Source organism: Pseudomonas sp. LG1E9 (assembly GCF_003290225.1).
Taxonomy (GTDB): Bacteria; Pseudomonadota; Gammaproteobacteria; order Pseudomonadales; family Pseudomonadaceae; genus Aquipseudomonas; species Aquipseudomonas cyclaminis.
In genome coordinates this window covers 3,958,925-3,984,285 of the sequence record NZ_CP029983.1, presented here as the reverse complement: position 1 = coordinate 3,984,285, position 25,361 = coordinate 3,958,925, and the positions used below count along the sequence as shown (strand labels likewise).

The window sequence follows — 25,361 nt, the reverse complement described above, 5'->3', positions numbered from 1 at the left end:
GGAAACAGGCGCATCGCTATGCTAACGCCGACACCTCACCTGCCCGAGCGAAAAAATGGATTTTGACTGGCACAGCGACCCCATCACCCGCGCCACTCCCGTGACCGCGCACTACAAAAACACCCAGAACGTGCGCCGCTTCATGTGTGAGCACTGCGGGCCGAGCTTCAAATTCGACCGACCCTTCATGGCGTGGATTCGCAACGAGACCCCCAAGACCCTGGGTGACGTGGTGGATGAGTGGCAGCGCCGGAACACTGACAAGCATCCATGAGCACGGCAATGTGCTGCCGACCTTTTAAGACAAAGCCAAGCAACTGACACGCCGAAGATCAAAATGTGGGAGGGGGCTTGCCCCCGATGGCAGTGGTTCAGTTGGAACAGCTTTGACTGACACTCCGCTATCGGGGGCAAGCCCCCTCCCACGGGGTGAGCCGTTAGTTGTCTGCCAGCGGCGGGGTACGCGGCGGAATCAGGCGCTTGCTGCCCGTTGCCTCATACGCGGCCGCAAGGCGCAACAACGCCGAGTCATCATAGGCGCGCCCGGCAAACGTCAGCCCCACCGGCATGCCGATGTCCGCCATCACGCCCATCGGCACGGTGACGGTAGGCACGCCCAGGTGGCGGATGGCGAGGTTGCCGTTGGCCACCCAGATGCCATTGCTCCAGGCGATGTCCGCGCTGGCTTCATTCACATCGGCATCGGCCGGGCCGACGTCGGCGACGGTGGGGAACAGCACGGCGTCGAGGCCGAGCTTGTCCATCCAGTCTTCCAGGTCGATGCGCCGGGTTTGCTCCAGGCCGCGCAGGCCGTCGGGCACGGTGCTGATTTCATTCCAGGGCGTGATGCCGCGCTGGGCCATGCGCACGTATTCGTCCATGCCGGCGGCGAGGTCGTCTTCACGGTTGGGCAGAGTGCCGGGGTCGTGTGGGAAAATTTTCGGGCCGTCGACATCCGCCAGGCGGTTGAGGGTTGGGTCATTGTTGGCGCGCAGGAAGTCGTCAAACGCCCAGGCGGACAGTTCCCACAACTCGTCGTGCAGGAATTCCTTGGACACCAGCCCACGGGTGAACACCGTCGGCGCGCCGGGGCGATCGCCTTCGCAGTTGGACACCAGCGGGAAATCCACCTCGATCACTTCGGCACCCGCTGCTTCCAGCGCCGTGCGGGCGTCTTTCCACAGGTCGATCACGCTGTCACGGGTGTTGATCCGTTGCCCGGTCGGGCCGCCGATGCCGGGCTTTTCGCTGGTGCCGGCGTCGGGGTCGGCATTGATGTACATGCGCGGTACGCCCAGGCGTTTGCCCGCGAGGGACTCTGCCGTCGCGGCCAGTTCAGCGTAAGACGCCGGGCGCACGTCGGTGACGCGAGGGATCGGCACCCAGGGTTGCAGGCGCCACAGGTCGCCACGGGTGTCCGGGTCTTCGACAACCACCACATCGAGCACTTCCAGCAGGTCGGCCATGGTGCGCGCATAGGGCACCACCACATCCATGGTTGGCGTCAGCGGCCAGTTGCCGCGCACCGAAATCACCCCACGGGACGGGGTGTAGGCGCACAGGCCATTGTTGGACGCCGGGCCGCGCCCGCTGGACCAGGTTTCTTCCGCCAGGCCGAATGCCGCGAAACTGGCGGCGGTGGCAGTGCCCGCGCCGTTGGACGAACCGGAGGCGAACGGCGCGGTGAGGTACTCAGCGTTATACGGGCTTTCGGCACGGCCATACACGCCACGCTGCATGCCGCCATTGGCCATCGGCGGCATATTGGTCTTGCCCAGGCAGATAGCGCCACCGGCGCGCAGGCGTTCGACGGTGAACGCATCGCGATGAGCGACGAGCTTGGCAAAGGCCGGGCTGCCCGAGGCCGCCGTCAGCCCCTTGACCAGGTAGCTGTCCTTGGCGGTATAGGGAATGCCATCCAGTGGCCCCAATGTTTCGCCTTTGGCCCGGCGCGCATCGGACGCCTCGGCTTCTTTAAGCGCTTCGGGGTTGCGCACCACCACGGCGTTCAACGCGGTAGCGGTCTGCGGGCCGTCGTAGGCCTCGATCCGGGCAAGGTAAGCCTGGACCAGTTCAACGGCAGTGGTCTGGCCGGATTCAAGCGCAGCGCGCAATTGGGCAATGGAGACTTCGGTAACTTGCATGACGTTTTCTTCGCCGCCTTAAGTTGAGGTATGGCCGCAGTCTACGTACAGATATTTCACAAAACCAGCGCCGAATAGTCCGCGAAGGCGGCGCGCATCACCTGCCAGGTCGCCTTGTCAGCGGGAATCAGATGCTCGATGCGCAGCGAGGTGAGGGTGATGTCCTGAGGCATGCCGAACGCGGTGAAGGTCGACAAAAAGGATTTTTCGTGGCCCTCGCAATGACCTCTAAGGTCATTGCGAGGGCCAAACCTTATCGCTAAGGTGGGGCTCGATCACTTCAAGGAAGACATCATGCCAAGACCCTCGATTGCCCTGGCCGCTTTGCTCGGGTTTTCCCTCTACACCCTGTTCACTTTGTTGACTGCCGAGCAATCGTTATGGGCTTTTGGGCAGCAATTGCTCTCGCGGCCGGACACCGCGCAAGTGGTGATCGACCTGTACCTGATGGCGATATTGGCGTGCGTATGGATGTATCGGGATGCGCGTGGGCGAGGGCGCTCGGTGTTGTCGGTGGTGCCGTATTTTTTGCTGACGGCGGTGTTTGTGTCGGTGGGCCCGTTGCTTTACATCGTGCTGCGGGGGAGGAGGGAGCAATGACCGTCCAAAAATTTCCAGGCTGGTATGAATATTCTGCGGCGTTCCTCTGACTTCTGTGGTGAGCGAGCTTGCCTCGCGCGGCAAGCCCGCTCACCACAAAAGCCCCTTACTGACCCAAATCTATCAAGGGTTGAGGAACGCCTGGTAGTTGTCCTTGGTGATCTGCTGGTAAGGAATGGTCAGCTCAGCCTCGTAGGGCTGTTTTTTCACCATCTTCACCGCCAGGTCAATCGAACCCACCGCTTGCCCCTTGTTGTCCTGATACGCCGTCACCAGCAACTGGCCTTTTTTGACTGCATCCAGCCCGGCTGCGCCGCCATCGCTGCCGGCGACCAATATGTCCTTGCCCGGTTGCATGCCCGCCTGGCTGATCGCCATGGCCGCGCCTATCGCCATTTCATCGGCATTCGCCGCCACCGCATCGATTTTGCGGCTCGAGACAATCCAGTTGTTCATCAGGTCAATCGCCTTGCTGCGCTGCCATTCGGCGCTCTGCTCCTCGACGATCTTGATATCGGGGTAGTCCTTGAGCACGTTCTTCACGCCCAGCGTCCGGTTGTGCGTGGCGTTGTTCGACAGCAGCCCCAGCATGATCGCCAGGTTGCCCTTGCCGCCCATTTTCTGCGCCAGATAACGCATCTGGATTTCGCCGGCCTTGATCTCATCCGAGCCCACGTACCCCACGCCCGGTGGAACCTCCTTGAACTCCGGACGACGGTTTACATACACCAGCGGGATCTTCGCCTGCTGGGCATTCACCGTCATTTTCTGGGTGGCGGCGGTGTCCACCGCGTTGACGATGATCGCGTCCATGCCCTGTGCGGTGAAGTTCTGCACCTGGTTGAGCTGGCGCACTACATCGCCCTGGGCGTCTTCGAACTGAAGGGTTACACCGGGCAGTTCCTTGGCGTGGGTCGCCATGTAGTCACGCATTTGCGCGAGGAACACATCGTCGACCTGGGCGATGCTCACGCCGATCCGTATATCGGCCAGGGCCCAAGGGCTGACAGCCAGGGTAAACAGTGCCGCAAGGAGTTGCTTCTTCATGATGGTGCTCCGCTGTTTTTGTTGTTAAAGCGATTCATGCCTGACGCTTGGCCCGCATCTGCGCCACTGCTGCGGCGAAGTCCGAATAGGGCCAGCGTTCGTTGAGAGCTTGCTGCATCAGCTGTTGCCCGGTTTGCGGGGCCAGGCCCCGCAGCGGCGGGTCGGTGTCGAGGTTGGTAGGGAAGGAATAGCCATCGGCCGTGCAGGCAATCACGGCCTGGGCGTCCAACGTTGGGTTGGCCAGCAATGCCGGATAGACCGCCAGCATCATGCGGTCACGGTCGAGGGCTTCCATCGGTTTGCCGAACGCCGAGGAGATTTGCAGCAGGTTGGCCATGCGATGGCGGTCGACGGTGCGGTTGGTGCCGGCGGCATGGAACAGCGCCGGGTTGAAGAACAGCAGGTCGCCCTTGTTCAGGGGCAGTTGCACGGCGTGCTGCTGGAAATAGTCGATGAAATCTTCGCGACGCCACGCCAAATAGCCCAAGGCGTATTGCTGGGAAAACGGCAGCAACTGGGTCGGTCCGCTTTCCAGCGGCATGTCCGTGTGGGCCACCGCGCCTTGCAACGTCAGGTATTGCGACAGCACGTGCAGCGGCAGCGGAAAGCGCTCCACCACGTCGTTGGTCTGGAAGCCCAGGTGGTAATCCCGGTGCGGCTGTTGCGCCTGCCCGCCGGGATGCACCACATTCACCTGGGCCGTGACTTGGTAACTCGGCCCCAGCCACGCTTCGGCAATCAGCCCCAGCAGCGGGTTGGCGTAATACTCGACAAAAGATTGCGGCGACTCTAACGCCGCTTTTTGCAGCGAGTTCCAGATACGCCCGTTGCTACCGGCCTTGGCAAAATGATCGGCGGCCACGCCTTGCGCGGCCTCAGTGGCGAAGATCGCCTCGAACACCTGGCTATGGCGGTCCACCACGTCCAGGTCCTCATAGGCCTGGCGCACCACCATCACCCCCGGTCCATCGCGGAACAGGCGGTGCAGTTCATCCATCACCGCGCGGCGGTCGCTGTTGCGCAGGGTGTGGGCCCGATAGATCGGCACATTGCCGACTATCTCGGCGCACAGCGGATAATCCTTGGCATGGGCCTGTTGCGAGCACAGCCGCTGGAAGTCTTCCAGGCGCACCGCTTCGGCGCTGACGAATGCCGACATCACACACCTCCCGACAGGCTCAGGGCCTGATGCGGTTGCGGGCTGCCGCCGTCGGTACAACCGACCACCCCTTGCTCCAGATCGATCACCGAGCCGGTCATCATTCCGGACTCGCGGGACAGTAAAAACGCCACGCTCTGCGCCACTTCCTCGGGCTTGAGCAAGCGCCCGAACGGTTGCGCGCTTTCGGCCTTGGCCAGCCAACCGTCCTGGGCACCGTGGTACTGGCGCTGGATATCATCCTCGTGGGGCGTGTCCATCCAGCCGATATTCAAGCCATTCACCCGGATGCGGTTGCGCAGGGCGCTGAACGCCACGTTCTTGGTGAGGATCGCCAGGGCCCCCTTGGAAGCCGCGTAGGCACTCAAAAACGACTGCCCGCCATGCCCGGTGACGCTCTGGATATTCACCACGGCGCCTTCCACGCCGTTGCTGATCATCAGTTTGAGCGCTTCCTGCATCAGGAAAAACGGTGCCCGCACATTCACCGCAAACAGCCGCTCGAACAGCTCCGGCGAGGTGTCGAGGATGGTGCCTCGGTCCGACATCCCCGCGCAGTTCACCAGCCCATGCAAGGTGCCGAAGTGGGTGCGTGCAGCGTTGATGATCGCCCGGCAATCCTCGACTTTCTCCAGGTCCGCCTCGACAAAAATTGCCTGGCAATCCAGTTGCGCCAGTTGCCGCACTTGCTCTTCACCCTGGGCACGACGACGGCCACAGATGATCAGCCCGGCGGCGCCGCGTCGTGCCAGGGTGTGGGCCACCGCCGCGCCCAGGCCTTGGGTGCTGCCGGTGACGACAAAGTACTGGCCGCTGAACGAGGTGGCGAGATCGGTGTTGGGCATGAAGTTCTCCTGGATTTGTTGTTGTTTTCATCGCCCGGCTCGACGGCGGGCAAAACGGAGACTAGCATTGCAAGACCTCAGTAACGCCCAAATAAGACCTCAAAAACACCTCAGGCGAAACCCATGCTCGAACGTGCAAAACATTTCTCCATCAAGCAACTCGCGACGCAGGCCGGTGTGAGCAAAGCCACGGTCGACCGCGTGCTGCACCAGCGAGGCAGCGTGCATGCGCAGACCTCGCGGCGCATTGAGCAGGCGCTGGATGAGTTGGAGTCCCAGGAAAAAAACGGCCTGGCGGTGGGGCGCACGTTCCATGTCGACGTAATCATGCATACGCCCCAGCGCTTCAGCGCGGCGGTGCAGGCGGCGATCGTCGCGCAACTGGGTAGCCTGGCGCCGTTTCGTATTGCACCGCGCTTTCACCTGTTCGAAGAAATCGAGCCTCAGGCCATGCACGACCAGTTGCTGCGTTGCCTCGACACCGGCAGCCAGGGCGTGGTGCTCAAGGCCGCCGATGAGCCAGCGGTGAACCAGGCGGTCAAGCAACTGATCGCGGCGGGCATTCCCGTGGTGACCTTGGTGACGGACCTGCCGCAAAGCGAGCGCATCGGCTACGTGGGCATGGACAACCGCACCGCCGGCCAGACGGCCGCCTACCTGATGTCCCGCTGGCTGCCGGCGCAGCCCCAGGACGTGGCCGTGGTGATCGGCAGCGAACTGTTCCGTGGCGAAGAAGAGCGCGAGATGGGCTTTCGCGCCTGGTTGCGTGGCCGGGCGGCGCACTTGCGGGTGCTGGACATCAGCGGCGGCTACGGCGTGTACGACCGCACGTTCGACCGCGTGAGCCAGGCGCTAAAACAACATCCAGAACTCAAGGCGGTGTACAGCGTCGGCGGCGGCAACCGCGCAATCGTCGATGCCTTCGCCGCCCTGGAGCGCCCGCTGGAGGTGTTTATCGGCCACGACCTCGACGAAGAAAACCGCCAGTTACTACGCGAAGAAAAAGTCGCCGCGATCATCGACCACAACCTGCAGATCGATGCGCGCCATGTGTTCCTGCACATCCTGCAACACCATCGGCTATGGAAGGCCGGGCCGATTGCGCCGTCACAGGTGCAGATCGTCACACCGTTCAACCTGCCGGACTGAGTACTCCCTTTAAAAACAACATCAGGAGTTCAACCATGCTACGTATCGCTGTTCTAGGTGCCGGGCGCATCGCCAGGATCCACGCCGCCAACGTCGCCGCCCACCCCAACGCCACGCTGGTGCTGGTGGCCGACCCCTGGCGCGAAGGGGTCGATGCGCTCAGCACGCAACTGGGTTGCGAAGCGGCCTACGACTGCGCCGCCGTGCTCACCCGCAAAGACATCGACGCCGTCGTGATCGGCACCCCGACCGACACCCATATCGACCTGATGCTGGCGGCGGTGGCCGAAGGCAAAGCGGTACTCTGCGAAAAACCCATCGACCTCGACATCGCCAAGGCCCGCAGTGCCGCCCAGGCCGTGGAGCGCCAGGGTGGCAATGTCATGCTTGGCTTCAACCGTCGCTTCGACCCCGACATGCTGCGCCTGCGCCAAGCCCTCGACGCCGGCCAGATCGGCGCCGTGCGCCAAGTCATCATCACCAGCCGCGACCCCGGCCTGGCCCCGCGTGATTACCTGGCGCACTCCGGCGGCATCCTGCGCGACATGACCATCCACGACTTCGACACCGCCCGCCACCTGCTCGGCGAAGAACCCGTGGAAGTCAGCGCCATTGCCAGCCGCCTGGTCGACCCCACCCTGGAACAGATCGACGACTACGACAGCGTCATGGTCCTGCTGCGCACGGCCTCCGGCAAGCAATGCCACATCAACTGCTGCCGTCAGGCGGTGTACGGCTACGACCAACGCGTCGAAGTTTCCGGCGCCACCGGCGTCCTGCTCACCGACAACCACCGACCCAGCACCTTGCGCCACTGGGGGGCCGAGCACACTGAAGCGCTGGAACCGTTGCAGCACTTTTTCCTGGAGCGGTATGCGGATGCCTATCGCAATGAGCTGACCCAGTTCATTGACGCGCTCAAAGATGGTCGCGAACTGCCCACCAGCGTGCGGGATGGGTTGTATGCGTTGCATTTGGCGGAGTGTGCGTTGGAGTCGGTGAGGACGGGGCGGAGTGTGGGGGTTAGTTACGATCTCTAGCGCTAGGTACTGACGCCGGTCCGATCCACCAACCGAATACTGTCCCGCCCACCCCGCTTGGACTCATACAACGTCGAATCACCTTGCTCGATCAACGCCGCCAGGCTTTCCGGCGGCTGATCGAACAGGTTGGCGCCGATGCTCAGGGTCACGGGCTGCGGGGTGCTGAAGCTCTGCGCGGCCAGTTGCTGGAACTGCCCGCGCAGGCTGCTGCCCAGTTCGACGATCTGCTCGGTCGACGCCGGGTTCAGCAGGATCACAAACTCATCGCCGCCCAGCCGCGCCGCCAATGCGCCTTGGGGCACGACGGCACGGATCATTTCGCTCAGGGCAATCAGCAGGCGGTCGCCAGCCGTGTGCCCGTGGAGGTCGTTGACGCCTTTGAAGTTGTCAATGTCGATCAGCAGCAGGGCGCCGGGTTGGGTTGGGGAGACCTGGGCCAGCAGGCGCGGGGCGCGCAGGTCGAGGGCGCGGCGGTTGTAGAGGGCGGTGAGTGGGTCGCGGGCCGCGAGGCGGGCGATGTGTTGTTCGCGGCGGTAGCGTTCGGAGCCGGTCATGGACAGGGCAATCAGCATGATTGCCATGGCGCCTTCGACCAAGGAGACCTGGATGATTTCGCCCTTGAAGGCCGCGAGGTCGATCAAAGTGCCGGGGATCACCACCGACAGTGCCTTGGCCACGTAAAAGATCCCGTGGAGCAGCAGCACGAAACGCAGCTGCACCGCGCCGACGCTCAGGGACCGGCCATGGGGCCGCAGCAGGAAACTGGCGCGCAGGGTGGGCAGGGCGACCAACAGCGATTGCACCGCCAGCATGGCCTTGGACCAGGACGGGTCGGCTGGCAAGGCGAGCATGGCGAACCAGATCACGGGCATCAGGACCCAGGCACGCGACACCCGCACTTGGGTAAACCGCGCTACGCCGAGCAGAAACAGAAAGTGTGCGGTCACGAGCAGACCGTTGGCGAACCAGATACCGATGACTAAAAAGCCATTGATGCGCAGCAGGGCCAAGGTGGAGCCAATGGTGATGGTGGCGAAACCGCTGCTCCACAACAGCAGCGAGGGCTCGCGCACGCTGCGCCATTCAACCAGCAGGTAAAGGGCGGCAGCGGCTGCCAGGGCAACGGTGAGTGCCAGAATCGTGGGAGGGTCGAGCGTCATGTCTTGCAGGATCTGCCTGGTGTGCGTTTAAACCGGGATTGTAAGCGCACACGCAGGTTTTTCAGAGCTTTCTGGGTAATGGCACACAGCCAGCCGATGATCGGCCAGTCAGATCCCTTTGGTCGATGGCAACAGGACCGTCAGGATGCCCACCAGCGGCAGGAACGAGCACAGTTTGTAGACGTACTCGATGCCGTGGGTATCGGCGAGCAAACCGAGCAACGCCGCGCCAATCCCGCTGAAACCGAACATCAGGCCGAAAAATATCCCGGCGATCATGCCGACGTTGCCAGGCACCAACTCCTGGGCAAACACCACGATGGCCGAGAACGCCGAGGCCAGGATAAAACCGATTACCACGCTGAGCACGGCCGTCCAGAACAGGTCGACATAGGGCAGGGCCAGGGTGAACGGCGCGGCACCAAGGATCGAGAACCAGATGACTTTCTTGCGCCCGATCCTGTCGCCGATCGGTCCACCCGCGAAGGTGCCCACGGCCACCGCACCGAGGAACAGGAACAGGTACATCTGGGAACTCGATACCGACAGGTGGAATTTTTCAATCAGGTAAAACGTGAAGTAACTGGTCAGGCTGGTCATGTAGAAGTACTTGGAGAACACCAGCACTGCCAGCACCACCAGGGCAAACGTCACGCGGCCTTTGGACAAGCCGTGGGTGGCTTTGCCGCCTTGCTTGAGCTTGAACAGGTTGAGGTGGCTGCGGTACCAGCGGCTCAAGCCGTACAGCACCAGGATCGCGAACACGGCAAACAGCCCGAACCAGGCGATATTGCCCTGGCCGTAGGGAATGATGATCGCCGCTGCCAGCAACGGGCCCAAGGCACTGCCAGTGTTGCCGCCGACCTGGAAGGTCGACTGCGCCAGGCCGTAGCGCCCGCCGGAGGCCAGGCGCGCCACGCGGGAGGTTTCCGGGTGGAAGGTCGACGAGCCCACGCCCACCAGCCCTGCCGCCAGCAGGATCGCCGGGAAGCTGCCGACAAATGCCAGCATCAGAATACCGATCAAGGTGCACACCATGCCGGCCGGCAGCAGCCAGGGCTTGGGATGACGGTCAGTGTGGTAGCCGATCCACGGTTGCAGCAGCGAGGCGGTCAGTTGGAAGGTCAGGGTGATCAGCCCCACCTGGGCAAACGTCAGCCCGTAGTTGGCCTTGAGCATCGGGTAGATCGACGGCAGCACGGCCTGGATCAGGTCATTGATCAAGTGCGCCAGCGCACAGGCGCCGAGGATGCGCATGACCAGGGGGCTTGCTTGGGGCGCAGGGGTGGCAGTGGCGGGTGACGCGGTGAGTGTCGACATGCAGGCATTCCATACAAGGCGGTGAACAGGGGCCGCCAATACGTGGTTGGCGGTCCATTTCAAATTGTTTCGGGGTTTATGCTAGATTCAGTAAAAATGTCTGTCTCACGAAATTCGGGCGGTAACTGTCGCAAAAAGGGCTAAATGATCAAATCACTGGATAAATTCCTGCAGGAGATCGACGAAGGCGAGTGGGCCGTGATCAGTTCGGCCACCGACTATCCGGAAAACTGGGTGATCCCCGATCACAGCCACGAGAAGCATCAACTGCTCTACGCGACCGAAGGGGTCATGGTAGTGCATTCGGCGCAGAACCAGTGGACCGTGCCGCCCAATCGCGGCTTCTGGATGCCCTGCGGGCACGTGCATTCCCTGCGCTGTGTGGGCCCGCTGAAAATGCGCAGCGTGTTTGTGCGCCCCGACAGCTTCCCCAATCTGCCTACCGAAACCAAGGCGGTGAGCATCTCGCCGCTGCTGAGCGAGCTGATCAAAGCCTCGGTCAGTCTCAAGCCGCCGTATGCCGAGGATTCGCGGGATGCGCGGATCATGCACCTGATCCTCGACGAACTGGCTGACCTGCCCGCGTTGCCGTTATCCCTGCCGCAACCGGCCGACCCGCGGATCCAGCGGATTTGCCTGGCGCTGCAACAGGATCCGGGCGATGCCTCGACGGTAGCGGACTGGAGCGAGCGCCTGGGCCTGGATCAGAAGACCATCCAGCGTCTGTTCCGCAAGGAAACCGCCATGACCTTTGGCCAATGGCGTCAGCAGGCGCGGCTGCTATTGGCTCTGGAACGCATGGCGATCGGGGAGAAGATCATCGACGTGGCGCTGGAGCTGGGCTACGACAGCCCGAGCGCCTTCACCAGCATGTTCAAGAAACAGTTCGGCAAGACGCCGAGCCTGTTCTTCAAGCAGGGCCCAGCAAGCGGTTGAACGCGTCGATATCCAGGGGGCGGCTGAGGAAGTAACCCTGGCCCTCGTCACAGGCCACGGCCTTGAGCATCGCCAGGTGTTCGGCGGTTTCGATGCCTTCGGCGGTGACCGTCAGCGCCAGGGCGCGGCCCAGTCCGACGATCGCGTGGATGATGGCTTGGTCGTCCTCGCTGTCTTCCAGCCGGGTCAGGAAGCTGCGGTCGATCTTCAAACCATCGAACGGGAACGCACGCAGGTAGCTCAGCGACGAATACCCGGTGCCGAAATCGTCCATGGCAATGCGGATGCCCAGTTGCTTGAGGGCGCGCATCACGTCCAGCGCACCGCCCGCGTCTTCGAGCATGACGCTTTCGGTGATTTCCAGTTCCATCCGCGCCGGGTCGATCCCCGAGACCTGCAAGGCGTGGCGCACGCGTTCCATCAGGTTGCCGCGCTTGAACTCGGTGGGCGACAGGTTCACCGATACGAACAACCCATCCGGCCACTGCGCGGCACAGGCGCACGCGGTTTCCAGCACCCAATCGCTCAGCGACAGGATCAAACCTGACTCTTCGGCAATCGGGATAAAGGTGTCTGGCGCGATCAGGCCGCGGTCCGGGTGTTGCCAACGCACCAGCGCCTCGGCGCCGACCATCTGGCCATCGGCAATGCGATAACGCGGCTGGAAGTGCAGGCGCAATTCCCCATGCGTGATGCCGTAGCGCAGATCACTCTCCAGGCGACGACGCTCGATGATCCGCGCATTCATCTCGCCGGAGTAAAAGCGCCAGGTATTGCGCCCAGCGGACTTGGCCTCGTACAGCGCGATGTCGGCGTAGCGCAGCAGTTCGGTGACGGCGCTGGCGTCATTGGGCGCCAGGGCAATGCCGATGCTGGCGCTGATAAACACTTCCTGCTCGTCGATGCGGATGGCCCGCTCGATGGAAGCGATCAAGCGGCGGCACAGGTTTTCGACTTCGTTCAGGGTGCCGGCCTCGCTGAGGATCAGCACAAACTCATCGCCGCCAACCCGCGCCACCAGGTCGCCGTGGCGCACGCAATCGGTCAGGCGGCTCGACACTTCGTTGAGCACACGGTCGCCGGCGGCATGTCCGAGCAAGTCATTGACCGGCTTGAAGCGGTCCAGGTCCAGGCTGAGCATCACCACGGGTTGCTCAAGGGTCGGCAGTGCCTTGAGCTTGGCGTCGAGGAAGGCTTGCAGGCGCGTGCGATTGGGCAGCCCGGTCAGGGCGTCGTGCTGGGACAGGAACTCGATGCGTCTGCGTGCCTCGACCTCTTCGGTCACGTCGGTGGCCGTGCCGCGAAACCCGCCGCACGGCATTTCCCGCGCCGATAGTCGGGTGGTGCGCTCCAGTCCTTTGGCATCCACATACAGGCATAGCACGCTAAGGTCCGGGCGCCTGCCGGGCGTGCACAACCACTGTGACAACAGCCCGTCTTCGGTGCCCAGCAGGTCATTCATGGCTGCGCCGATCCATGCGTCGCGGGCCAATCCGGTCACGCTTTCGAAACGCTCCGACAGGTAGGTGAAACGCCAGGCGGCATTGATCTCCCAGACCCAGTCAGAGCTGGCTTCCACTACATCGCGAAAGCGCGCTTCGCTGGTGGCCAAGGCGCTCTGGCTGGTTTGCAATGAACTATGACTGGCATCCAGGGCCAGGGCAGCGGCGGTGCTGCGGCGCAAAATCATCCACGTCATCAGGCACACCAGCAACGCGGCCAGGCCCAGCAAGGGCAGGCCGACACCAATCAAGCGCCGGCCGGGCTGTTCCGGCTGCCAGTACAGGCTGCCGGCGCTGCCGTGGTCGCCGAGTGGCAGAAACACGCCCTTGGCGATGTCGTCAGGGCTGGCGATGTGCAGGTTTTCCACGCCAAAGTCATTGCCGATCCGGCCCAGTTTGGCGCTGTCGAGAATGTCGACGAAGATCAGCACCGAGGCTGGCCGGCCATCCGTAACCACAGTGGGGTCAGTGCCTGGGGTGATCGCGGCGGCGGCCACCAGCGCCGGGCTGCCGCGTACGTTGATGAACGTGCTCACGGGGGTTTCGTCGTCGGCACCGGCGCGGGCCTGTTCGAGAAGCTGGGTCAGGGGCTGGTCGAGCCATTCGCTGATTTCAAAGGCTTGCAGTTCGCCCTCGACCACCGCGTAGACGGTGCGGTTGGCGTCGTTGACCACAAACAGGCCTTGAAAGCCGAAATCATGGAACAGTGTCGAGCCGATATTGCCACGGGCGTAGGCCCACTCCTTGTCGACCTCGATATGCAGGTGCCTGTAGGCATCGCTCCAGAATGCGTAATCCTTGACCGTCACCCGCATGGCTTTTTCCATGGACTGCATGGCTTTGCGGGTATGGAACGCGCTTTCGGCCTGCTCGGTGTGGTCCAGCTCATGGGCAATGTAAAGCAGCGAGTAAGCCGCTGCCGCAAAGACAACGGCCAACAGGACCATGAAGTTGAATAGTGACGTGCGCGTCAGCGACAGGCTGGTACGGGTGGACAGCGAACGAACGATCGGAGCGAGAGAGTTGGGCATTATTTCGCGCAGGGCCTCGCTGCATGTCAGGGGTATGACAGCTTATCGGCGGCCCTGGAAAAAGGTTGAGCGCATCAGGCGGTGCTCAAACGCCCGGCGCGATAGCTGACCCGGCGTGCCGCCCACGCCAGCAACGCGGCCACGCACAGCAGCGTCGCACTCAACTCGAACGTCGCCTGATAACCACTGATATCAAACACCACGCCTCCCACTGTGGCACCTGAAGCAATCGCCAACTGGATGATCGCGACCATCAAGCCGCCTCCAGCCTCGGCATTGTCGGGCAGGGTGTTTGCCAGCCAGGTCCACCAGCCCACGGGGGCGGCGGTGGCGACCAGGCCCCAGAGTCCCAGCAACAGGGTCGTCATCCCGGTCGAGCTGCCGAAAGCGACCAAGGCCAGGGCGATCAACGCCATCAGCAGTGGGATAGCAATCAGCGTGGGGTACAGGCTGCGCTTCAAAAACCGTTCGATCAGGAACGTGCCCGCCAGACCGGCCAGGCCGAGTACCAGCAGCATCAGCGATAACAGGGATACGCTGACTTGAGTGACGGTTTCCAGAAACGGTCGCAGGTAGGTGAACAACATGAACTGACCCATGAAAAACACACTGACCGCCAGCATGCCCATGGCCACCGGCGGGTGCTTCATCAGGCGCAGCACATTGGTGGTCTTTGCGTCGCCGTGGGTCTTGATCGACGGCAGGCTGGTCAGCAGCCACACCACGGCAATCACTGCCACCGGCACCACGCAGAAAAACGCGCCACGCCAGCCGATCATCCCGCCGAGAAAGCTGCCGAGCGGCGCGGCAATCACCGTTGCAAGGGCGTTGCCGCCGTTGACCATGGCCAAGGCACGCGGCACTTGGGCTTCGGGCACCAGGCGCATGGCGGTGGCAGCCGACAGGGACCAAAACCCGCCAATGGCCACGCCGATCAGCGCACGCCCCAGCATGAAGATCAGGTAATTCGGCGCAAGTGCTACCACCGTCCCGGACACGATCATCAGCAGGGTCAGTGCCACCAGCAGGCGCTTGCGATCCACCCGGGCCGCCACGGCGGCAATCACCAGGCTGGTGAGCAAGGCAAACAGCCCCGACACAGAGATGCCTTGACCGGCCTGTCCCTGAGTGATGTCGAGGTCAGCCGCCAGCGGCGTCAGCAGGCTCACCGGCATAAACTCCGAGGCGACCAATGTAAAGGCCGCCAGGGACATGGCGAGCACCGCGCCCCAGCGCGGTGCAGTCGAGTGACCGGGCTTCACTTGAGGTTGTTCTTGAAGAAGGCGGTGAGCTGGGCGAACGGAATCAGGTTGACCCGGTCGTACAGATCCACATGGCCCGCATTGGGGATGACGAGCAGTTCTTTCGGTTCGGCCGCACGCTGGTAGGCGTCCTCGCTGAACTCGCGGGAGTGGGCGTTGGCACCCGTGATCAACAGCAGTGGGCGCGGGGAAATCGTCTCGATGTCGTTGAACGGGTAGAAGTTCATGAACTTCACGTTGCTGGTCAGCGTCGGCATGGTGGTGGTCTGTGGCGATGCACCGGCAGGCGTGACTTGGCCGCGTGGGGTGCGGTAGAAATCGAAGAACTCGTCACCCACCGGGTCGCCCGTCAGCGTGAGTGGCGAGCCGCTGGTGTAGAGGGTTTCGCCGCCCTGGAATTCCACGTAGCGCTGGTTCGCCGCCTGCAGCAGGATGTGCCGGCGCTGTTCCAGCGTGACGCCGTGCTTGAGCCCGTTGCGGTTGGCCGCGCCCATGTCGTACATACTGACGGTGGCGATGGCCTTGAGGCGTGGGTCGATTTTTGCGGCAGCAATGGCAACGCTGCCGCTGCCGCAGATACCGATCACGCCGATGCGCTCACGGTCGACCATCGGCCGGGTGCCGAGGAAGTCCACGGCGGCGCTGATGTCTTCGACGTAGAGGTCGGGCAGCACCGCATTGCGCGGTGCACCGGCGCTTTCGCCCCAGAACGACAGGTCCAGGGACAGTGTGACGAAGCCCTGTTCGGCCATTTTGGCGGCATACAGGTTGGCGCTCTGTTCTTTGACGGCGCCCATGGGGTGGCCGACGATGATTGCAGGGTTTTTTGCGCCAGCGGCGAGGTTTTTCGGCACGAACAGGTTGCCGGCAACCTGCAGGCCGTATTGGTTGTTGAAGGTGACCTTTTCGACTGTCACCTTGTCGCTTGTGTAGAAGTTGTCAGCACCGTTGGACATATCGGCTCCCAGAGCAGTTAACGACGTCACCAGCAAACCCAGGGCAAGCAAGAGGCGTTTCATGGGTGGATCCTTGAAGGGGTTGGTCCGTGCATTTTCCCGGTGTGTCTGTAGGTTCTGTAGTGCGTTGCGCTGGATTACTTGCCTGATGCTCTGAGTCTGTGGGTTTGCCGGGGACGCCATGGGCTGTGCGGGGTACAGTTCGTGAACCAACGAAAAAGGGCGGGTTATGAAGAACAATCTGGACGCGCTGATTCACGCCATCGCTTCGCGCATCGGCGCACCTGGGGACAGCCCCATGCCAATCCCAGGCCTGGGGTTTTATCGGCGCGAGCAGCCGTGCACGCCGGTGGTGTGCATGGTCGAACCGAGCATCGTGCTGGTCGCCCAAGGTCAGAAGCAGTTATGGGTAGGCGGCGAAGGGTATCCGTATGACACGTCGCGCTTTCTGGTGACGTCGCTGGATATACCGGCCAATTCCGAAGTGCTGCAAGCGAGCCCTGCGCGGCCGTGCCTGGGGCTGACCTTCAAGCTGGACCTGCGCATATTGGCCGAGCTTATAGCCCAGAGTGAGTTGCCGCCCAAGCGCGAGCGCTCTGCGCTGAAGGGGGTCGGCATCGGTGTGGTCACCGAGGGCATGCTGGCGTCATTTGCGCGGCTGGTGGCGTTGCTCGATGAGCCCGAAGCGATCCCGGTCCTCGCGCCGTTGATCCAGCGCGAAATCCACTACCGGCTATTGCAGAGTGACCAGTCGGATCGACTGCGCCAGATCTGTTCGGTGGACGGGCAGGGGTATCGCATCGCCAAGGCGATTGACTGGCTCAAGCTCAATTACGACGCGGCACTGCGCGTTGAAGACCTGGCGGCGCGGGTGCAGATGAGCGCGGCGACTTTCCATCATCACTTTCGCCAACTCACGGCAATGAGCCCATTGCAGTATCAGAAGTGGCTGCGCTTGAACGAGGCGCGCCGGTTGATGCTCAACGAGCATCAGGATGTGTCCAGCGCGGCGTTCAAAGTGGGCTATGAAAGCCCGTCGCAGTTCAGCCGCGAATACAGCCGGCTGTTTGGAGTGCCGCCCAAGCGCGATATCGCCGGGTTGCGCGGCAAGCCTGGATTCAGCGATCGCTCTGCGTCAGGTTAGCGAAAAAAATGCAGCCGATCAGCCGCGCAAACAGGCTCAGGGTTTCTGGCAGGTTGGGGTCGTCAAACAGCATTGCCTGTGAATCCAAGGCACACAGCGCGCCGAACAATCGGCCGTCGGGCAGGAAGATCGGCGCACCGGCGTAGCTTTCGATGGCGAACTGCTTGACCACCGGGCGGGCGGCGAAGCGGCCGTTTGCACTGACTTGCGGGATGAACAAGGTCTGGGGGTTGATGCAGAACTCGCTGCACAGGGTGGTTTCGAGGTCGAGCACGTCGTCCACATGGATCCCCATTGCCATGGGGTCGTGGACCGAGCAGACCACCCATTCCAGATCGGTGAACTTGGCGATGCCGGCAAAGCGCATGCCGGTCAGACGGGTGACCAATTGCAGGATGCTGGTGGTGGCTTCTATTTCGGCGATGGCGGCGCGTTCGTCTGCGCTGAGTAACGATTGTGCTGAGGTGACGCTGGGAAGCATGCTGAACACTCCAAAGGCGTGGTGGCCTGGGCCACCACGCACGGTCAGGGCTTAATTGATTCGCGGATGCTGTTGTACCAGATTCTGGCGCTTGGCTTCCAATGCAGCAATTTCGGCGTCGATGTCTTCGATCTTCTGCTCGATATTGTCGTGGTGTTCCTGCAGCAACTCCTTGGCTTCTTCCATGTCCGACGCCGCCGGTGCCGCGCCACGCAGGGGCTTGTTGGCGGTTTCCTTCATGGTCAGGCCGGTGATCAGGCCGACCACGGCAAACACCATCAGGTAATAGGCGGGCATGAACAGGTCATTGGTGCTTTCCACCAGCCAGGCCACGGCGGTCGGGGTCACACCGGCGATCAGCACCGAAACGTTGAACGCACTGGCCAACGCACTGTAGCGCAAGTGGGTGGGGAACATCGCCGGCAACGTCGAGGCCATCACACCGATGAAGAAGTTGAGGATCACCGCCAGGATCAGGAGACCGGCGAAGATCAGGCCGATCTTGCCGCTGGTGATCAGCATGAATGCCGGGATCGACAGGAACAGCAAGCCAACGCTACCGGCGATGATGAAGGGCTTGCGACCGATCTTGTCGCTGACAAAACCGATGAACGGCTGCACAAACAGCATGCCGACCATGATCGCGATGATGATCAGCACGCCGCTGTTTTCTTTGTAATGCAGGTTGTGGGACAGGTAGCTCGGCATGTACGTGAGCAGCATGTAGTACGTCACGTTGGTCGCCGCGACGATGCCGATGCAGGTCAGCAGGCTGCGCCAATGCTTGGTGGCGACTTCCTTGAACGAGACCTTGGGACCATGGGTCAGGCCTTCGCGGTCGCCTTGTTCGAGCTTGTCCATGTGCTGCTGGAACGCTGGGGTTTCTTCCAGCGCATGGCGCAGGTACAGGCCGATGATGCCCAGGGGCAGGGCGAGGAAGAACGGCAGGCGCCAGCCCCACGCTTCAAATTCGGCTTCGCCGAGCACGCTGGAGATCAGCACCACCACACCGGCACCCAGCACAAAACCGGCAATCGAGCCGAAGTCCAGCCAACTGCCGAGGAAACCGCGCTTGCGGTCCGGGGCGTATTCGGCGACGAAAATCGACGCGCCGGTGTATTCACCCCCCACCGAGAAACCCTGGGCCATTTTGCACAGCAGCAACAGGATCGGCGCCCAGATGCCGATGGAGGCGTAGCCGGGAATCAAGCCGATGGCGAAGGTGCTCAGGGACATGATCACGATGGTGGCGGCGAGGACTTTCTGTCGCCCGTACTTATCGCCGAGCGCGCCGAAGAACAGGCCACCCAGCGGGCGAATCAGGAATGGCACGGAGAACGTACCCAGTGCGGCGATCATTTGTACGCTGGGGGAGGCGTCCGGAAAGAACACTTTACCGAGCACATAGGCGACAAACCCGTAGACACCGAAGTCGAACCATTCCATGGCATTGCCCAGGGCGGCGGCAGTTATCGCCTTGCGCACCTTGGCATCGTCGACGATGGTGATGTCCTTCAACCCGATGGGTTTAACGCTTTTTTTACGTAATTTCATACGAACCACTCTAAAACCGAACAGGGGTGGTGCTATCACCGCGATAGCACCGCTCTGTCAGTTCAGATACAAGCGGACACGAAATAATTCACCCGCAGGTGTATTTTTTCTCAACCGGGTGCAGAACCACCTGTGGGAAGCGCAATTTTCCAGCTCCACGAGCTCCCTGATAGTGAGCTGGCTTTTGTGATGGGCGGGCTTCTGTGGTGAGCGGGCTTGTTGTGGTGAGCGGGCTTGCCCCGCGCTGGGCTGCGCAGCGGCCCCATCAGAACCACCCCCGTTTTTCCAGACAAACCGAGCTGTATGGTTTTGGGGCTGCTTCGCAGCCCAGCGCGGGGCAAGCCCGCTCACCACAACAATCCCGCTCACCACAAAAAAGAGCGGCATCTTGAGAGAGGATCAACCCAATGGCCACCGAGCGCCGCATCAACCTCGGCTACCGTTTTGCCGTGGAGGCGTGGGGGCAGGGCTATGCCACCGAACTTGCCCGCGATGCCCTGGCGTTGGCCTTTGAAAACCTGAACGTGCCCCAAGTGTTCGGGCTGGTGCGACCCGATCACGCCGCCTCGATCCGCGTGTTGGAAAAGGTTGGCATGCAGCACTTCGGCCTTCTTGACGATGTGCCTGGGCAGGCGCCCAGCCTGGTCTTGCGTATTTGTCATCCTACAACTGAGTCTCCGTGAAACTTCTCGTAACCATGTGGTACCTAGACAAACGTTAATCTTTGAGATTGACACCGCTCAGGCGTCTCGCTATAAAAGTCGCAGTTGTACGACGACATATGACGTTACATATGTCCTGACTAACAAAAATAAAAAGTGATGCCATGAATCTGAACGAGCCCATCAGCGCCCACCGCGTGGGTCAGGCGGTAGGCAACTATCGCTGGACCATCTGTGCGATGTTGTTTTTCGCCACCACCGTCAACTACCTCGACCGTCAGGTGCTCAGCCTGTTGGCACCGCAGTTGTCCACGCAATTTGGCTGGAGCAACACGGATTACGCCAACATCGCGGCGGTGTTCCAGTTCGTGTATGCGATTTCCATGCTGTTTGCCGGGCGGTTTGTCGACAAGATCGGCACCAAGGCCGCCTATGTGGTCGCGATTGCCATCTGGTCCACCGGCGCCATCATGCATGCGTTCTCGGTGCAGATGGGTGAGGGCATCGCCGCCGTCAGCGGCGCGATTGGGTTGGCGGTGATTCCGGTATCGATTGCCGGCTTCATGCTCTCCCGTGCAGTGCTGGCGATTGGCGAGGCGGGTAATTTCCCGATTGCGATCAAGGCTACCGCCGAATATTTCCCCAAGAAGGAGCGGTCCTTCGCGACCGGTATCTTCAACTCCGGTGCCAATGTCGGCGCAATCCTGGCGCCGATCTGCGTGCCGCTGATTGCCGGTATGTGGGGCTGGGAGGCCGCCTTCATGGTGATCGGCATGCTCGGGTTCCTGTGGGTGGCGGTGTGGGCGGCGGTGTATGAAAAGCCCGAGCAGCAAAAACGCCTGTCGGCCGAAGAACTGGCCTATATCCGCAGTGACCAGACCGTACAGCCACACACCAAAGCCCCGGCTGGCACGTCCGGGAAGAAAGTTTCGTGGTTCAAGCTGCTGACCTACCGCCAGACCTGGGCCTTTGCCTTCGGCAAGTTCATGACCGACGGCGTGTGGTGGTTCTTCCTGTTCTGGCTACCGACTTACCTGTCGGCGCAATACGGCATGAAAGGCGCCGATATCGTCATGCCGCTGGCGGTGCTGTACAGCATGACCATGGTCGGCAGTATCGGCGGCGGCTGGTTCCCCAGCTACTTCATGGCCCGCGGCGATGCTCCGTACGACGGCCGCATGAAAGCCATGCTGGTGATCGCGCTGTTCCCGCTGGTGGTACTGCTGGCGCAGCCCCTGGGCTATATCAGCTTCTGGGTCCCGGTATTGCTGATCGGCGTGGGTGCGTCTGCGCACCAGGCGTGGTCGTGCAACATCTTCACCACCGTGTCGGACATGTTCCCGCAGAAAACCGTGGCCTCGGTGGTCGGCATTGGCGGCATGGCCGGTGGGATCGGCGGCGTGGTGATGACCAAGATCGGCGGTTGGGTGTTCGACTACTACAAGTCGATCAACGACATCCACACTGGCTACATGATCATGTTCGCCATCTGCGCGCTGGCTTACCTGGTGGCCTGGAGCGTGATGAAAGCTTTGGTACCGCGTCACAAGGAAATCACTGACCTGTAACGCGAACTCCCTGTACGGGGTTTTCTGTAGCAGAAAACCCCGCATCTGCTGCTATTGGTTACGCGTCACTCGCCACACCGTATTGGCCAAGTCATCGGCAATGATCAGTGCACCCTTGGGGTCCACCGTCACACCCACCGGGCGGCCACGGGTCTTGCCGTCGTCGCCACGGAAGCCGGTGGCGAAATCAATCGGCTCGCCCGCCGGTTTGCCATTGCTGAACGGCACAAAGATCACCTTGTAGCCCACCGGATTCTCACGGTTCCAACTGCCGTGCTCGCCGACGAACACCCCATCGGCGAATTTCTCGCCCATGGCCGGGATGGAGAAGTCCACACCGAGCGCCGCCACATGGGAGCCCAGGCTGTAATCGGGCTTGATCGCGGCCGCGACTTTGGCCGGGTTCTGCGGTTGCGCACGCGGGTCGACGTTCTGGCCCCAGTAGCTGTAGGGCCAGCCGTAGAACGCGCCTTCACGCACCGACGTCAGGTAATCCGGCACCAGGTCGGGGCCGAGTTCGTCGCGTTCGTTGACGACTGTCCACAATTGCCCGGAGTCCGGTTGGATGGTCAGCGCCGTCGGGTTGCGCAGCCCGGTGGCATAGGGCTTGTGCGCGCCGGTGGCGGCGTCGATCTGCCAGACCATGGCGCGGTCGATTTCCACTTCCATGCCCCGTTCGGTCACGTTGCTGTTGGAGCCGATACCCACGTAGAGCTGGCGCCCGTCTGCACTCACGGCCAGGGACTTGGTCCAGTGGTGGTTGATCTGTGCCGGCAGGTCGGTGACTTTGACCGGCGCGCCACTGGCCTTGGTCTGGCCGTCGGTGTAGTCGAACCGCACCAGCGCATCCTGGTTGGCCACGTAGAGCTTGCCGTCGGCAAATGCCAGGCCGTAGGGCGCGTTGAGGTTGTCGGCGAACACGGTTTTCAGCTCGTAGGTGCCGTCACCGTCGGCGTCGCGCAGCAGGGTCAGGCGGTTGCCGCCCTTGACCTTGGTATTGCCCTCGGCCTTGATCAGGCTGGCGATCACATCCTTGGGCTTGAGCTTGGCCGCACTGCCGCCACGGCCTTCGGCGACGAGGATGTCACCGTTGGGCAGCACCAGGGTCTGGCGCGGAATCGCCAGGTCGGTGGCGATTGCGGTCACGCTGTAACCCTCGGGCACTTTGGGTTTCTGCTCGCCCCACGGCGCGGGCTCGGCGATCTTCATGCTCGGCAGCAGGCTGCTTTGCTGCTCGGGCAACTTGGGATCAGGGCCACGGGCCTGGGTTTTATCGCCTTCGCCACCACAGGCGCTCAGCAGCAGGGCGGCACTCAACAGGGTCAATGTGCTGGACGTTTTCATTTGGTAGCTCCCGAACGCAGGCCAGTCCAAGTGGCTGCCAGCGTCAGCAGCATCACGATTGCCGACAACACCAGGCCGGTCGGCATGGCGGCGTAGGCATCCTTGGCGTGTTGGAAGGCATTGACCAAGCCCAGGACCCAGGTGACCAACAGCAGCAGGACATACAGCGTGGGCTGCCCGGCCTTGCGCTCGGCGCGCAGCAGGTTGACCAGTGCAAACAGCAGCGCAAAACCACCGAATACCAAGGCACCGGCAATCAGCCAGGAGGCGAAGTTGGCCCATTGAATCTGGTAGGTCTGGGTGTAGGCAATGTCACTGAGCAGGGCGCCGAGAAACAGCGGCACGGTGCCCGCGAGCAAGGTCGCATGCAGCGGACCTGGCGTGCGGCGATAAGTGGAGAGGGTAGTCATGGTGATGGCGGCTCCTTGTCTGTTTCAACGTAGCTTTTTTTTCAACGTCGCGTTGTTTCAACGTAGCTATCCAACGCATCTGGGCGCGGCAGCGCATAGGAAGTGAGCGCGGCGCTTGTCAGAAAGTTCAGGGTGATCAGTGTCTAAATATTATGAACCCGCTGCCTGAGCCCACGCCTAACGCCGTATCATCCTGTCCTTTCCTTTCGCCGGGCGCCTCCATGACACACCCTCGCATTGGCTTTGCCTGCCAGTACAAGCATCCTGAACGCCTATTGTCGGCCAGCGCCCTCAAGCTGATCGAAGGTCCCTTCAACCCGCGCACCACCACCTTGCGCTGGATGGACGGAGTCACGCCGCAGGTCGCCCGCGACAAGCTGGTCGAAGTGGTCACCCATAACCTGGCGGCACAGTTACGCCTGCTGGCCTATGTCGCCGACCTGCCGCCGACCTTGCGCATGCTGCGCCTGAGCAGCGACCTGCTGCCGTTCTACAGCCATCCTAAAGTCGCCGACGTTTATAAAGACCCTGCCATCGAACGCCAATTGATCGAAGGTTTCGCCGCCATCGGCGAGCTGGCGCGCGCCTCGGATATTCGGCTGTCGTTCCACCCCGGCCAATACTGCGTGCTGGGTTCGGAAAACCCCGGCGTGGTGGAAAACAGCCTCGCCGAATTCGAATACCACGCCGACATGATCCGCATGATGGGCTACGGCCGGCGCTTCCAGGACCTCAAGTGCAACGTGCACATCGCCGGGCGCCTCGGCGTGGAAGGCACCCGCGCCGTGTGGTTGCGTTTGTCCGAGGTGGCGCGCAACTGCATCACCTTTGAAAACGATGAAAAGACTTATGGCCTCGACCACTGCCTGCAAGTCGCCGACCTCGCGCCGGTGGTGCTCGACATTCACCACTGCTGGATCAACGAAAACGAGTACATCGACCCCAACAGCGAACGTGTCGCTCGCGTGATCGACAGTTGGCGCGGCGTACGCCCGACGATGCATTACTCCCAACCCCAGGAAAGCCTGCAGGAGCTGGGTTTCGACGCCGAGCACAAGCTGGAAATGGACGCGCTGTTGCAGGTGGTGTCTAAGCGCGACCTGTACGGCCACAGTGCGCAAATGTGGAACCGCTGGACCAACGACTACGCGCTGCAGTTTCTGGAGCGCTTCGACATCATGCTGGAAGCCAAGGACAAGAACGTGGCGGCGCTGGCGTTTTATGAACACTGGAAGAAACAGTCATGAGCCTGTCGAACATCGACCTCAACGGTTACATCCTCAGCGTCACCGATAGCCCCGTGCAGCCTGAGTTTCAACCACTGCTTGAGGATGTCTGCGCGTCGCTGTCGCAGGATGATCTGGGGCTCGATGGGATCTATCTGTACGGCAGTGTCGCCAGGGCAGACGCCACGCTCGGGGTCTCTGACCTTGACCTCACGCTGGTGCTGCGCGAACCGCCGACTGCGCCGCTATTGGAACGCCTGGAAGCGATCCGCCAGGCGCTGGAGCAGCGCCACCCGGAGGTCATCAAGGTCGATTTCGATATTGGCAGTCTTGCGCAGGTCCTGGCGCCTGAAAACAAGCACAGCTGGGGCTTCTGGCTCAAGCACCATTGCCGCTGCCTGTGGGGCAATGACCTGTCGCAGCAGTTCGAGCGGTTTCGGCCGTCACGCGAGATCGCCGTGGCGCTGAATGCTGACTTTGAACAGGTGTTGGCGGGCTATCTCACGCGTATCGCGCAGGCCGATGCCGAGCCGCAACGCCTGCGCTTGCAGCGTGAAGCGTCGCGCAAGGCGGTGCGGGCCACGCATGTGCTGCGCTCGGAAGAGGCGACGACGTGGCCGCAGACGCTTGAAGAACATGTCGCGCTGTTCGTGCGGTGTTATCCGACGATGATCACACAGGTGGCATTCTTTCTGTTTGAAGCGCGAAATCCCGAAGCGCAAGGCGATAACTTCACCACCCGGTTGCAAACCTTTATGGCGTGGATGGCCTTGCAACGTACCGCCGCAATCGCAGCACAGGTATCCACATAGCTCCTG

22 protein-coding genes and 2 pseudogenes are annotated in these 25,361 nt (G+C 62.0%); 10 read left to right on the top strand and 14 right to left on the bottom strand.

The features are described from left to right. Nucleotides 1-55 precede the first annotated feature (55 nt). Nucleotides 56-274, top strand: coding sequence for a DUF6434 domain-containing protein (locus DNK50_RS18170; RefSeq protein WP_112195578.1), 219 nt, complete (start codon nucleotides 56-58; stop codon nucleotides 272-274). Nucleotides 275-437: 163 nt separating this feature from the next. Here the strand turns inward: DNK50_RS18170 and DNK50_RS18165 are convergent, their stop codons facing one another. Continuing rightward, nucleotides 438-2,144, bottom strand: coding sequence for an amidase (locus DNK50_RS18165; protein ID WP_112195576.1), 1,707 nt, complete (start codon nucleotides 2,142-2,144; stop codon nucleotides 438-440). Nucleotides 2,145-2,200: 56 nt separating this feature from the next. Then, nucleotides 2,201-2,353 (bottom strand): annotated as a pseudogene (locus DNK50_RS18160) (transcriptional regulator); the annotation flags it as partial. Between the two features lie 85 nt (nucleotides 2,354-2,438). Between DNK50_RS18160 and DNK50_RS18155 the strand changes: the two are divergent. After that, on the top strand, nucleotides 2,439-2,744 hold the full coding sequence (locus DNK50_RS18155) for a DUF2834 domain-containing protein (RefSeq protein WP_099585347.1): 306 nt from the start codon (nucleotides 2,439-2,441) through the stop codon (nucleotides 2,742-2,744). Between the two features lie 123 nt (nucleotides 2,745-2,867). Here the strand turns inward: DNK50_RS18155 and DNK50_RS18150 are convergent, their stop codons facing one another. The 3 genes from DNK50_RS18150 to DNK50_RS18140 are packed head-to-tail and all read right to left on the bottom strand — an operon-like array spanning nucleotide 2,868 to nucleotide 5,795. Beyond that, complete coding sequence (locus tag DNK50_RS18150) at nucleotides 2,868-3,791, bottom strand: sugar ABC transporter substrate-binding protein (protein ID WP_112195575.1); 924 nt, start codon at nucleotides 3,789-3,791, stop codon at nucleotides 2,868-2,870. Between the two features lie 34 nt (nucleotides 3,792-3,825). Beyond that, a complete protein-coding gene (locus tag DNK50_RS18145; RefSeq protein WP_112195572.1) occupies nucleotides 3,826-4,950 on the bottom strand; it encodes a phytanoyl-CoA dioxygenase family protein in 1,125 nt (374 codons plus the stop codon). Continuing rightward, nucleotides 4,950-5,795, bottom strand: a complete 846-nt coding sequence (locus DNK50_RS18140; RefSeq protein WP_112195570.1) for an SDR family oxidoreductase — start codon at nucleotides 5,793-5,795, stop codon at nucleotides 4,950-4,952. The genes DNK50_RS18145 and DNK50_RS18140 overlap by 1 nt, the downstream gene beginning before the upstream one ends. 123 nt (nucleotides 5,796-5,918) lie before the next feature. Between DNK50_RS18140 and DNK50_RS18135 the strand changes: the two genes are divergently transcribed. Both DNK50_RS18135 and iolG read left to right on the top strand, forming a co-directional pair. Next, a complete protein-coding gene (locus tag DNK50_RS18135; RefSeq protein ID WP_099585343.1) occupies nucleotides 5,919-6,944 on the top strand; it encodes a LacI family DNA-binding transcriptional regulator in 1,026 nt (341 codons plus the stop codon). A gap of 35 nt (nucleotides 6,945-6,979) precedes the next feature. Further along, nucleotides 6,980-7,984 (top strand): inositol 2-dehydrogenase, encoded by a 1,005-nt coding sequence (gene iolG, locus DNK50_RS18130; RefSeq protein WP_112195568.1) that lies wholly within the window; start codon nucleotides 6,980-6,982, stop codon nucleotides 7,982-7,984. Between the two features lie 2 nt (nucleotides 7,985-7,986). On the opposite strand, the gene DNK50_RS18125 is transcribed toward iolG, so the two are convergent. Then, the gene (locus tag DNK50_RS18125) at nucleotides 7,987-9,147 is read right to left on the bottom strand and encodes a GGDEF domain-containing protein (protein WP_112195566.1); all 1,161 of its coding nucleotides are present in this window, start codon (nucleotides 9,145-9,147) and stop codon (nucleotides 7,987-7,989) included. Nucleotides 9,148-9,255: 108 nt separating this feature from the next. Beyond that, nucleotides 9,256-10,467 carry an MFS transporter gene (locus DNK50_RS18120; protein ID WP_099585340.1) on the bottom strand — a complete coding sequence of 404 codons (1,212 nt, stop codon included), beginning with the start codon at nucleotides 10,465-10,467 and terminating at the stop codon, nucleotides 9,256-9,258. 144 nt (nucleotides 10,468-10,611) lie between these two features. On the opposite strand from DNK50_RS18120, the gene DNK50_RS18115 reads away from it, so the two are divergent. Further along, complete coding sequence (locus DNK50_RS18115; RefSeq protein ID WP_099585339.1) at nucleotides 10,612-11,403, top strand: helix-turn-helix domain-containing protein; 792 nt, start codon at nucleotides 10,612-10,614, stop codon at nucleotides 11,401-11,403. Here the strand turns inward: DNK50_RS18115 and DNK50_RS18110 are convergent. From DNK50_RS18110 to DNK50_RS18100, 3 genes are all read right to left on the bottom strand, one after another. Continuing rightward, entirely contained in the window at nucleotides 11,378-13,936 is a 2,559-nt protein-coding gene (locus tag DNK50_RS18110; protein WP_112195564.1) for an EAL domain-containing protein, read from the bottom strand. The genes DNK50_RS18115 and DNK50_RS18110 overlap by 26 nt on opposite strands. A gap of 74 nt (nucleotides 13,937-14,010) precedes the next feature. Then, the gene (locus DNK50_RS18105) at nucleotides 14,011-15,150 is read right to left on the bottom strand and encodes an MFS transporter (protein ID WP_112196961.1); all 1,140 of its coding nucleotides are present in this window, start codon (nucleotides 15,148-15,150) and stop codon (nucleotides 14,011-14,013) included. A gap of 44 nt (nucleotides 15,151-15,194) precedes the next feature. After that, on the bottom strand, nucleotides 15,195-16,217 hold the full coding sequence (locus DNK50_RS18100) for an alpha/beta hydrolase (RefSeq protein WP_112195562.1): 1,023 nt from the start codon (nucleotides 16,215-16,217) through the stop codon (nucleotides 15,195-15,197). A gap of 166 nt (nucleotides 16,218-16,383) precedes the next feature. Here DNK50_RS18100 and DNK50_RS18095 point away from each other — a divergent pair, with 166 nt between their 5' ends. After that, nucleotides 16,384-17,298 (top strand): AraC family transcriptional regulator, encoded by a 915-nt coding sequence (locus DNK50_RS18095; protein ID WP_099585336.1) that lies wholly within the window; start codon nucleotides 16,384-16,386, stop codon nucleotides 17,296-17,298. Here DNK50_RS18095 and DNK50_RS18090 read toward each other — a convergent pair. Next, the gene (locus DNK50_RS18090) at nucleotides 17,273-17,779 is read right to left on the bottom strand and encodes a GAF domain-containing protein (RefSeq protein ID WP_099585335.1); all 507 of its coding nucleotides are present in this window, start codon (nucleotides 17,777-17,779) and stop codon (nucleotides 17,273-17,275) included. The genes DNK50_RS18095 and DNK50_RS18090 overlap by 26 nt on opposite strands. A gap of 51 nt (nucleotides 17,780-17,830) precedes the next feature. Next, entirely contained in the window at nucleotides 17,831-19,333 is a 1,503-nt protein-coding gene (gene proP / locus DNK50_RS18085) for a glycine betaine/L-proline transporter ProP (protein ID WP_099585334.1), read from the bottom strand. 413 nt (nucleotides 19,334-19,746) lie between these two features. Here proP and DNK50_RS18080 point away from each other — a divergent pair. Together DNK50_RS18080 and DNK50_RS18075 are read left to right on the top strand one after the other, a co-directional pair. Further along, nucleotides 19,747-20,016: pseudogene (locus DNK50_RS18080) on the top strand (GNAT family N-acetyltransferase); the annotation flags it as partial. Between the two features lie 143 nt (nucleotides 20,017-20,159). Beyond that, nucleotides 20,160-21,563 carry an MFS transporter gene (locus DNK50_RS18075; RefSeq protein ID WP_112195560.1) on the top strand — a complete coding sequence of 468 codons (1,404 nt, stop codon included), beginning with the start codon at nucleotides 20,160-20,162 and terminating at the stop codon, nucleotides 21,561-21,563. Nucleotides 21,564-21,614: 51 nt separating this feature from the next. On the opposite strand, the gene DNK50_RS18070 is transcribed toward DNK50_RS18075, so the two are convergent. Next, a complete protein-coding gene (locus tag DNK50_RS18070; RefSeq protein WP_112195558.1) occupies nucleotides 21,615-22,907 on the bottom strand; it encodes a sorbosone dehydrogenase family protein in 1,293 nt (430 codons plus the stop codon). Then, nucleotides 22,904-23,317 carry a DUF2231 domain-containing protein gene (locus DNK50_RS18065; protein ID WP_112195556.1) on the bottom strand — a complete coding sequence of 138 codons (414 nt, stop codon included), beginning with the start codon at nucleotides 23,315-23,317 and terminating at the stop codon, nucleotides 22,904-22,906. Before DNK50_RS18065 ends, DNK50_RS18070 begins: the two co-directional genes overlap by 4 nt. Nucleotides 23,318-23,538: 221 nt before the next feature. Between DNK50_RS18065 and DNK50_RS18060 the strand changes: the two genes are divergently transcribed. Then, entirely contained in the window at nucleotides 23,539-24,564 is a 1,026-nt protein-coding gene (locus DNK50_RS18060; RefSeq protein WP_099585330.1) for a UV damage endonuclease UvsE, read from the top strand. Then, nucleotides 24,561-25,355, top strand: coding sequence for a nucleotidyltransferase domain-containing protein (locus DNK50_RS18055; protein ID WP_112195554.1), 795 nt, complete (start codon nucleotides 24,561-24,563; stop codon nucleotides 25,353-25,355). The genes DNK50_RS18060 and DNK50_RS18055 overlap by 4 nt, the downstream gene beginning before the upstream one ends. The last annotated feature ends 6 nt before the right edge of the window (nucleotides 25,356-25,361 follow it).

Excerpts from the sequence above, each read along its gene's own strand:
- DNK50_RS18060 (WP_099585330.1), top strand. The coding sequence starts at position 23,539 with ATGACACACCCTCGCATTGGCTTTGCCTGCCAGTACAAGCATCCTGAA.
- DNK50_RS18165 (WP_112195576.1), bottom strand. The coding sequence starts at position 2,144 with ATGCAAGTTACCGAAGTCTCCATTGCCCAATTGCGCGCTGCGCTTGAA.
- DNK50_RS18095 (WP_099585336.1), top strand. The coding sequence starts at position 16,384 with ATGAAGAACAATCTGGACGCGCTGATTCACGCCATCGCTTCGCGCATC.
- DNK50_RS18135 (WP_099585343.1), top strand. The coding sequence starts at position 5,919 with ATGCTCGAACGTGCAAAACATTTCTCCATCAAGCAACTCGCGACGCAG.
- DNK50_RS18140 (WP_112195570.1), bottom strand. The coding sequence starts at position 5,795 with ATGCCCAACACCGATCTCGCCACCTCGTTCAGCGGCCAGTACTTTGTC.
- DNK50_RS18090 (WP_099585335.1), bottom strand. The coding sequence starts at position 17,779 with ATGCTTCCCAGCGTCACCTCAGCACAATCGTTACTCAGCGCAGACGAA.
- DNK50_RS18125 (WP_112195566.1), bottom strand. The coding sequence starts at position 9,147 with ATGACGCTCGACCCTCCCACGATTCTGGCACTCACCGTTGCCCTGGCA.
- DNK50_RS18100 (WP_112195562.1), bottom strand. The coding sequence starts at position 16,217 with ATGAAACGCCTCTTGCTTGCCCTGGGTTTGCTGGTGACGTCGTTAACT.
- proP (WP_099585334.1), bottom strand. The coding sequence starts at position 19,333 with ATGAAATTACGTAAAAAAAGCGTTAAACCCATCGGGTTGAAGGACATC.
- DNK50_RS18055 (WP_112195554.1), top strand. The coding sequence starts at position 24,561 with ATGAGCCTGTCGAACATCGACCTCAACGGTTACATCCTCAGCGTCACC.
- DNK50_RS18070 (WP_112195558.1), bottom strand. The coding sequence starts at position 22,907 with ATGAAAACGTCCAGCACATTGACCCTGTTGAGTGCCGCCCTGCTGCTG.
- DNK50_RS18105 (WP_112196961.1), bottom strand. The coding sequence starts at position 15,150 with ATGTCCCTGGCGGCCTTTACATTGGTCGCCTCGGAGTTTATGCCGGTG.
- DNK50_RS18150 (WP_112195575.1), bottom strand. The coding sequence starts at position 3,791 with ATGAAGAAGCAACTCCTTGCGGCACTGTTTACCCTGGCTGTCAGCCCT.
- DNK50_RS18170 (WP_112195578.1), top strand. The coding sequence starts at position 56 with ATGGATTTTGACTGGCACAGCGACCCCATCACCCGCGCCACTCCCGTG.
- DNK50_RS18065 (WP_112195556.1), bottom strand. The coding sequence starts at position 23,317 with ATGACTACCCTCTCCACTTATCGCCGCACGCCAGGTCCGCTGCATGCG.
- DNK50_RS18145 (WP_112195572.1), bottom strand. The coding sequence starts at position 4,950 with ATGTCGGCATTCGTCAGCGCCGAAGCGGTGCGCCTGGAAGACTTCCAG.
- DNK50_RS18110 (WP_112195564.1), bottom strand. The coding sequence starts at position 13,936 with ATGCCCAACTCTCTCGCTCCGATCGTTCGTTCGCTGTCCACCCGTACC.
- DNK50_RS18115 (WP_099585339.1), top strand. The coding sequence starts at position 10,612 with ATGATCAAATCACTGGATAAATTCCTGCAGGAGATCGACGAAGGCGAG.
- DNK50_RS18075 (WP_112195560.1), top strand. The coding sequence starts at position 20,160 with ATGAATCTGAACGAGCCCATCAGCGCCCACCGCGTGGGTCAGGCGGTA.
- DNK50_RS18120 (WP_099585340.1), bottom strand. The coding sequence starts at position 10,467 with ATGTCGACACTCACCGCGTCACCCGCCACTGCCACCCCTGCGCCCCAA.
- iolG (WP_112195568.1), top strand. The coding sequence starts at position 6,980 with ATGCTACGTATCGCTGTTCTAGGTGCCGGGCGCATCGCCAGGATCCAC.
- DNK50_RS18155 (WP_099585347.1), top strand. The coding sequence starts at position 2,439 with ATGCCAAGACCCTCGATTGCCCTGGCCGCTTTGCTCGGGTTTTCCCTC.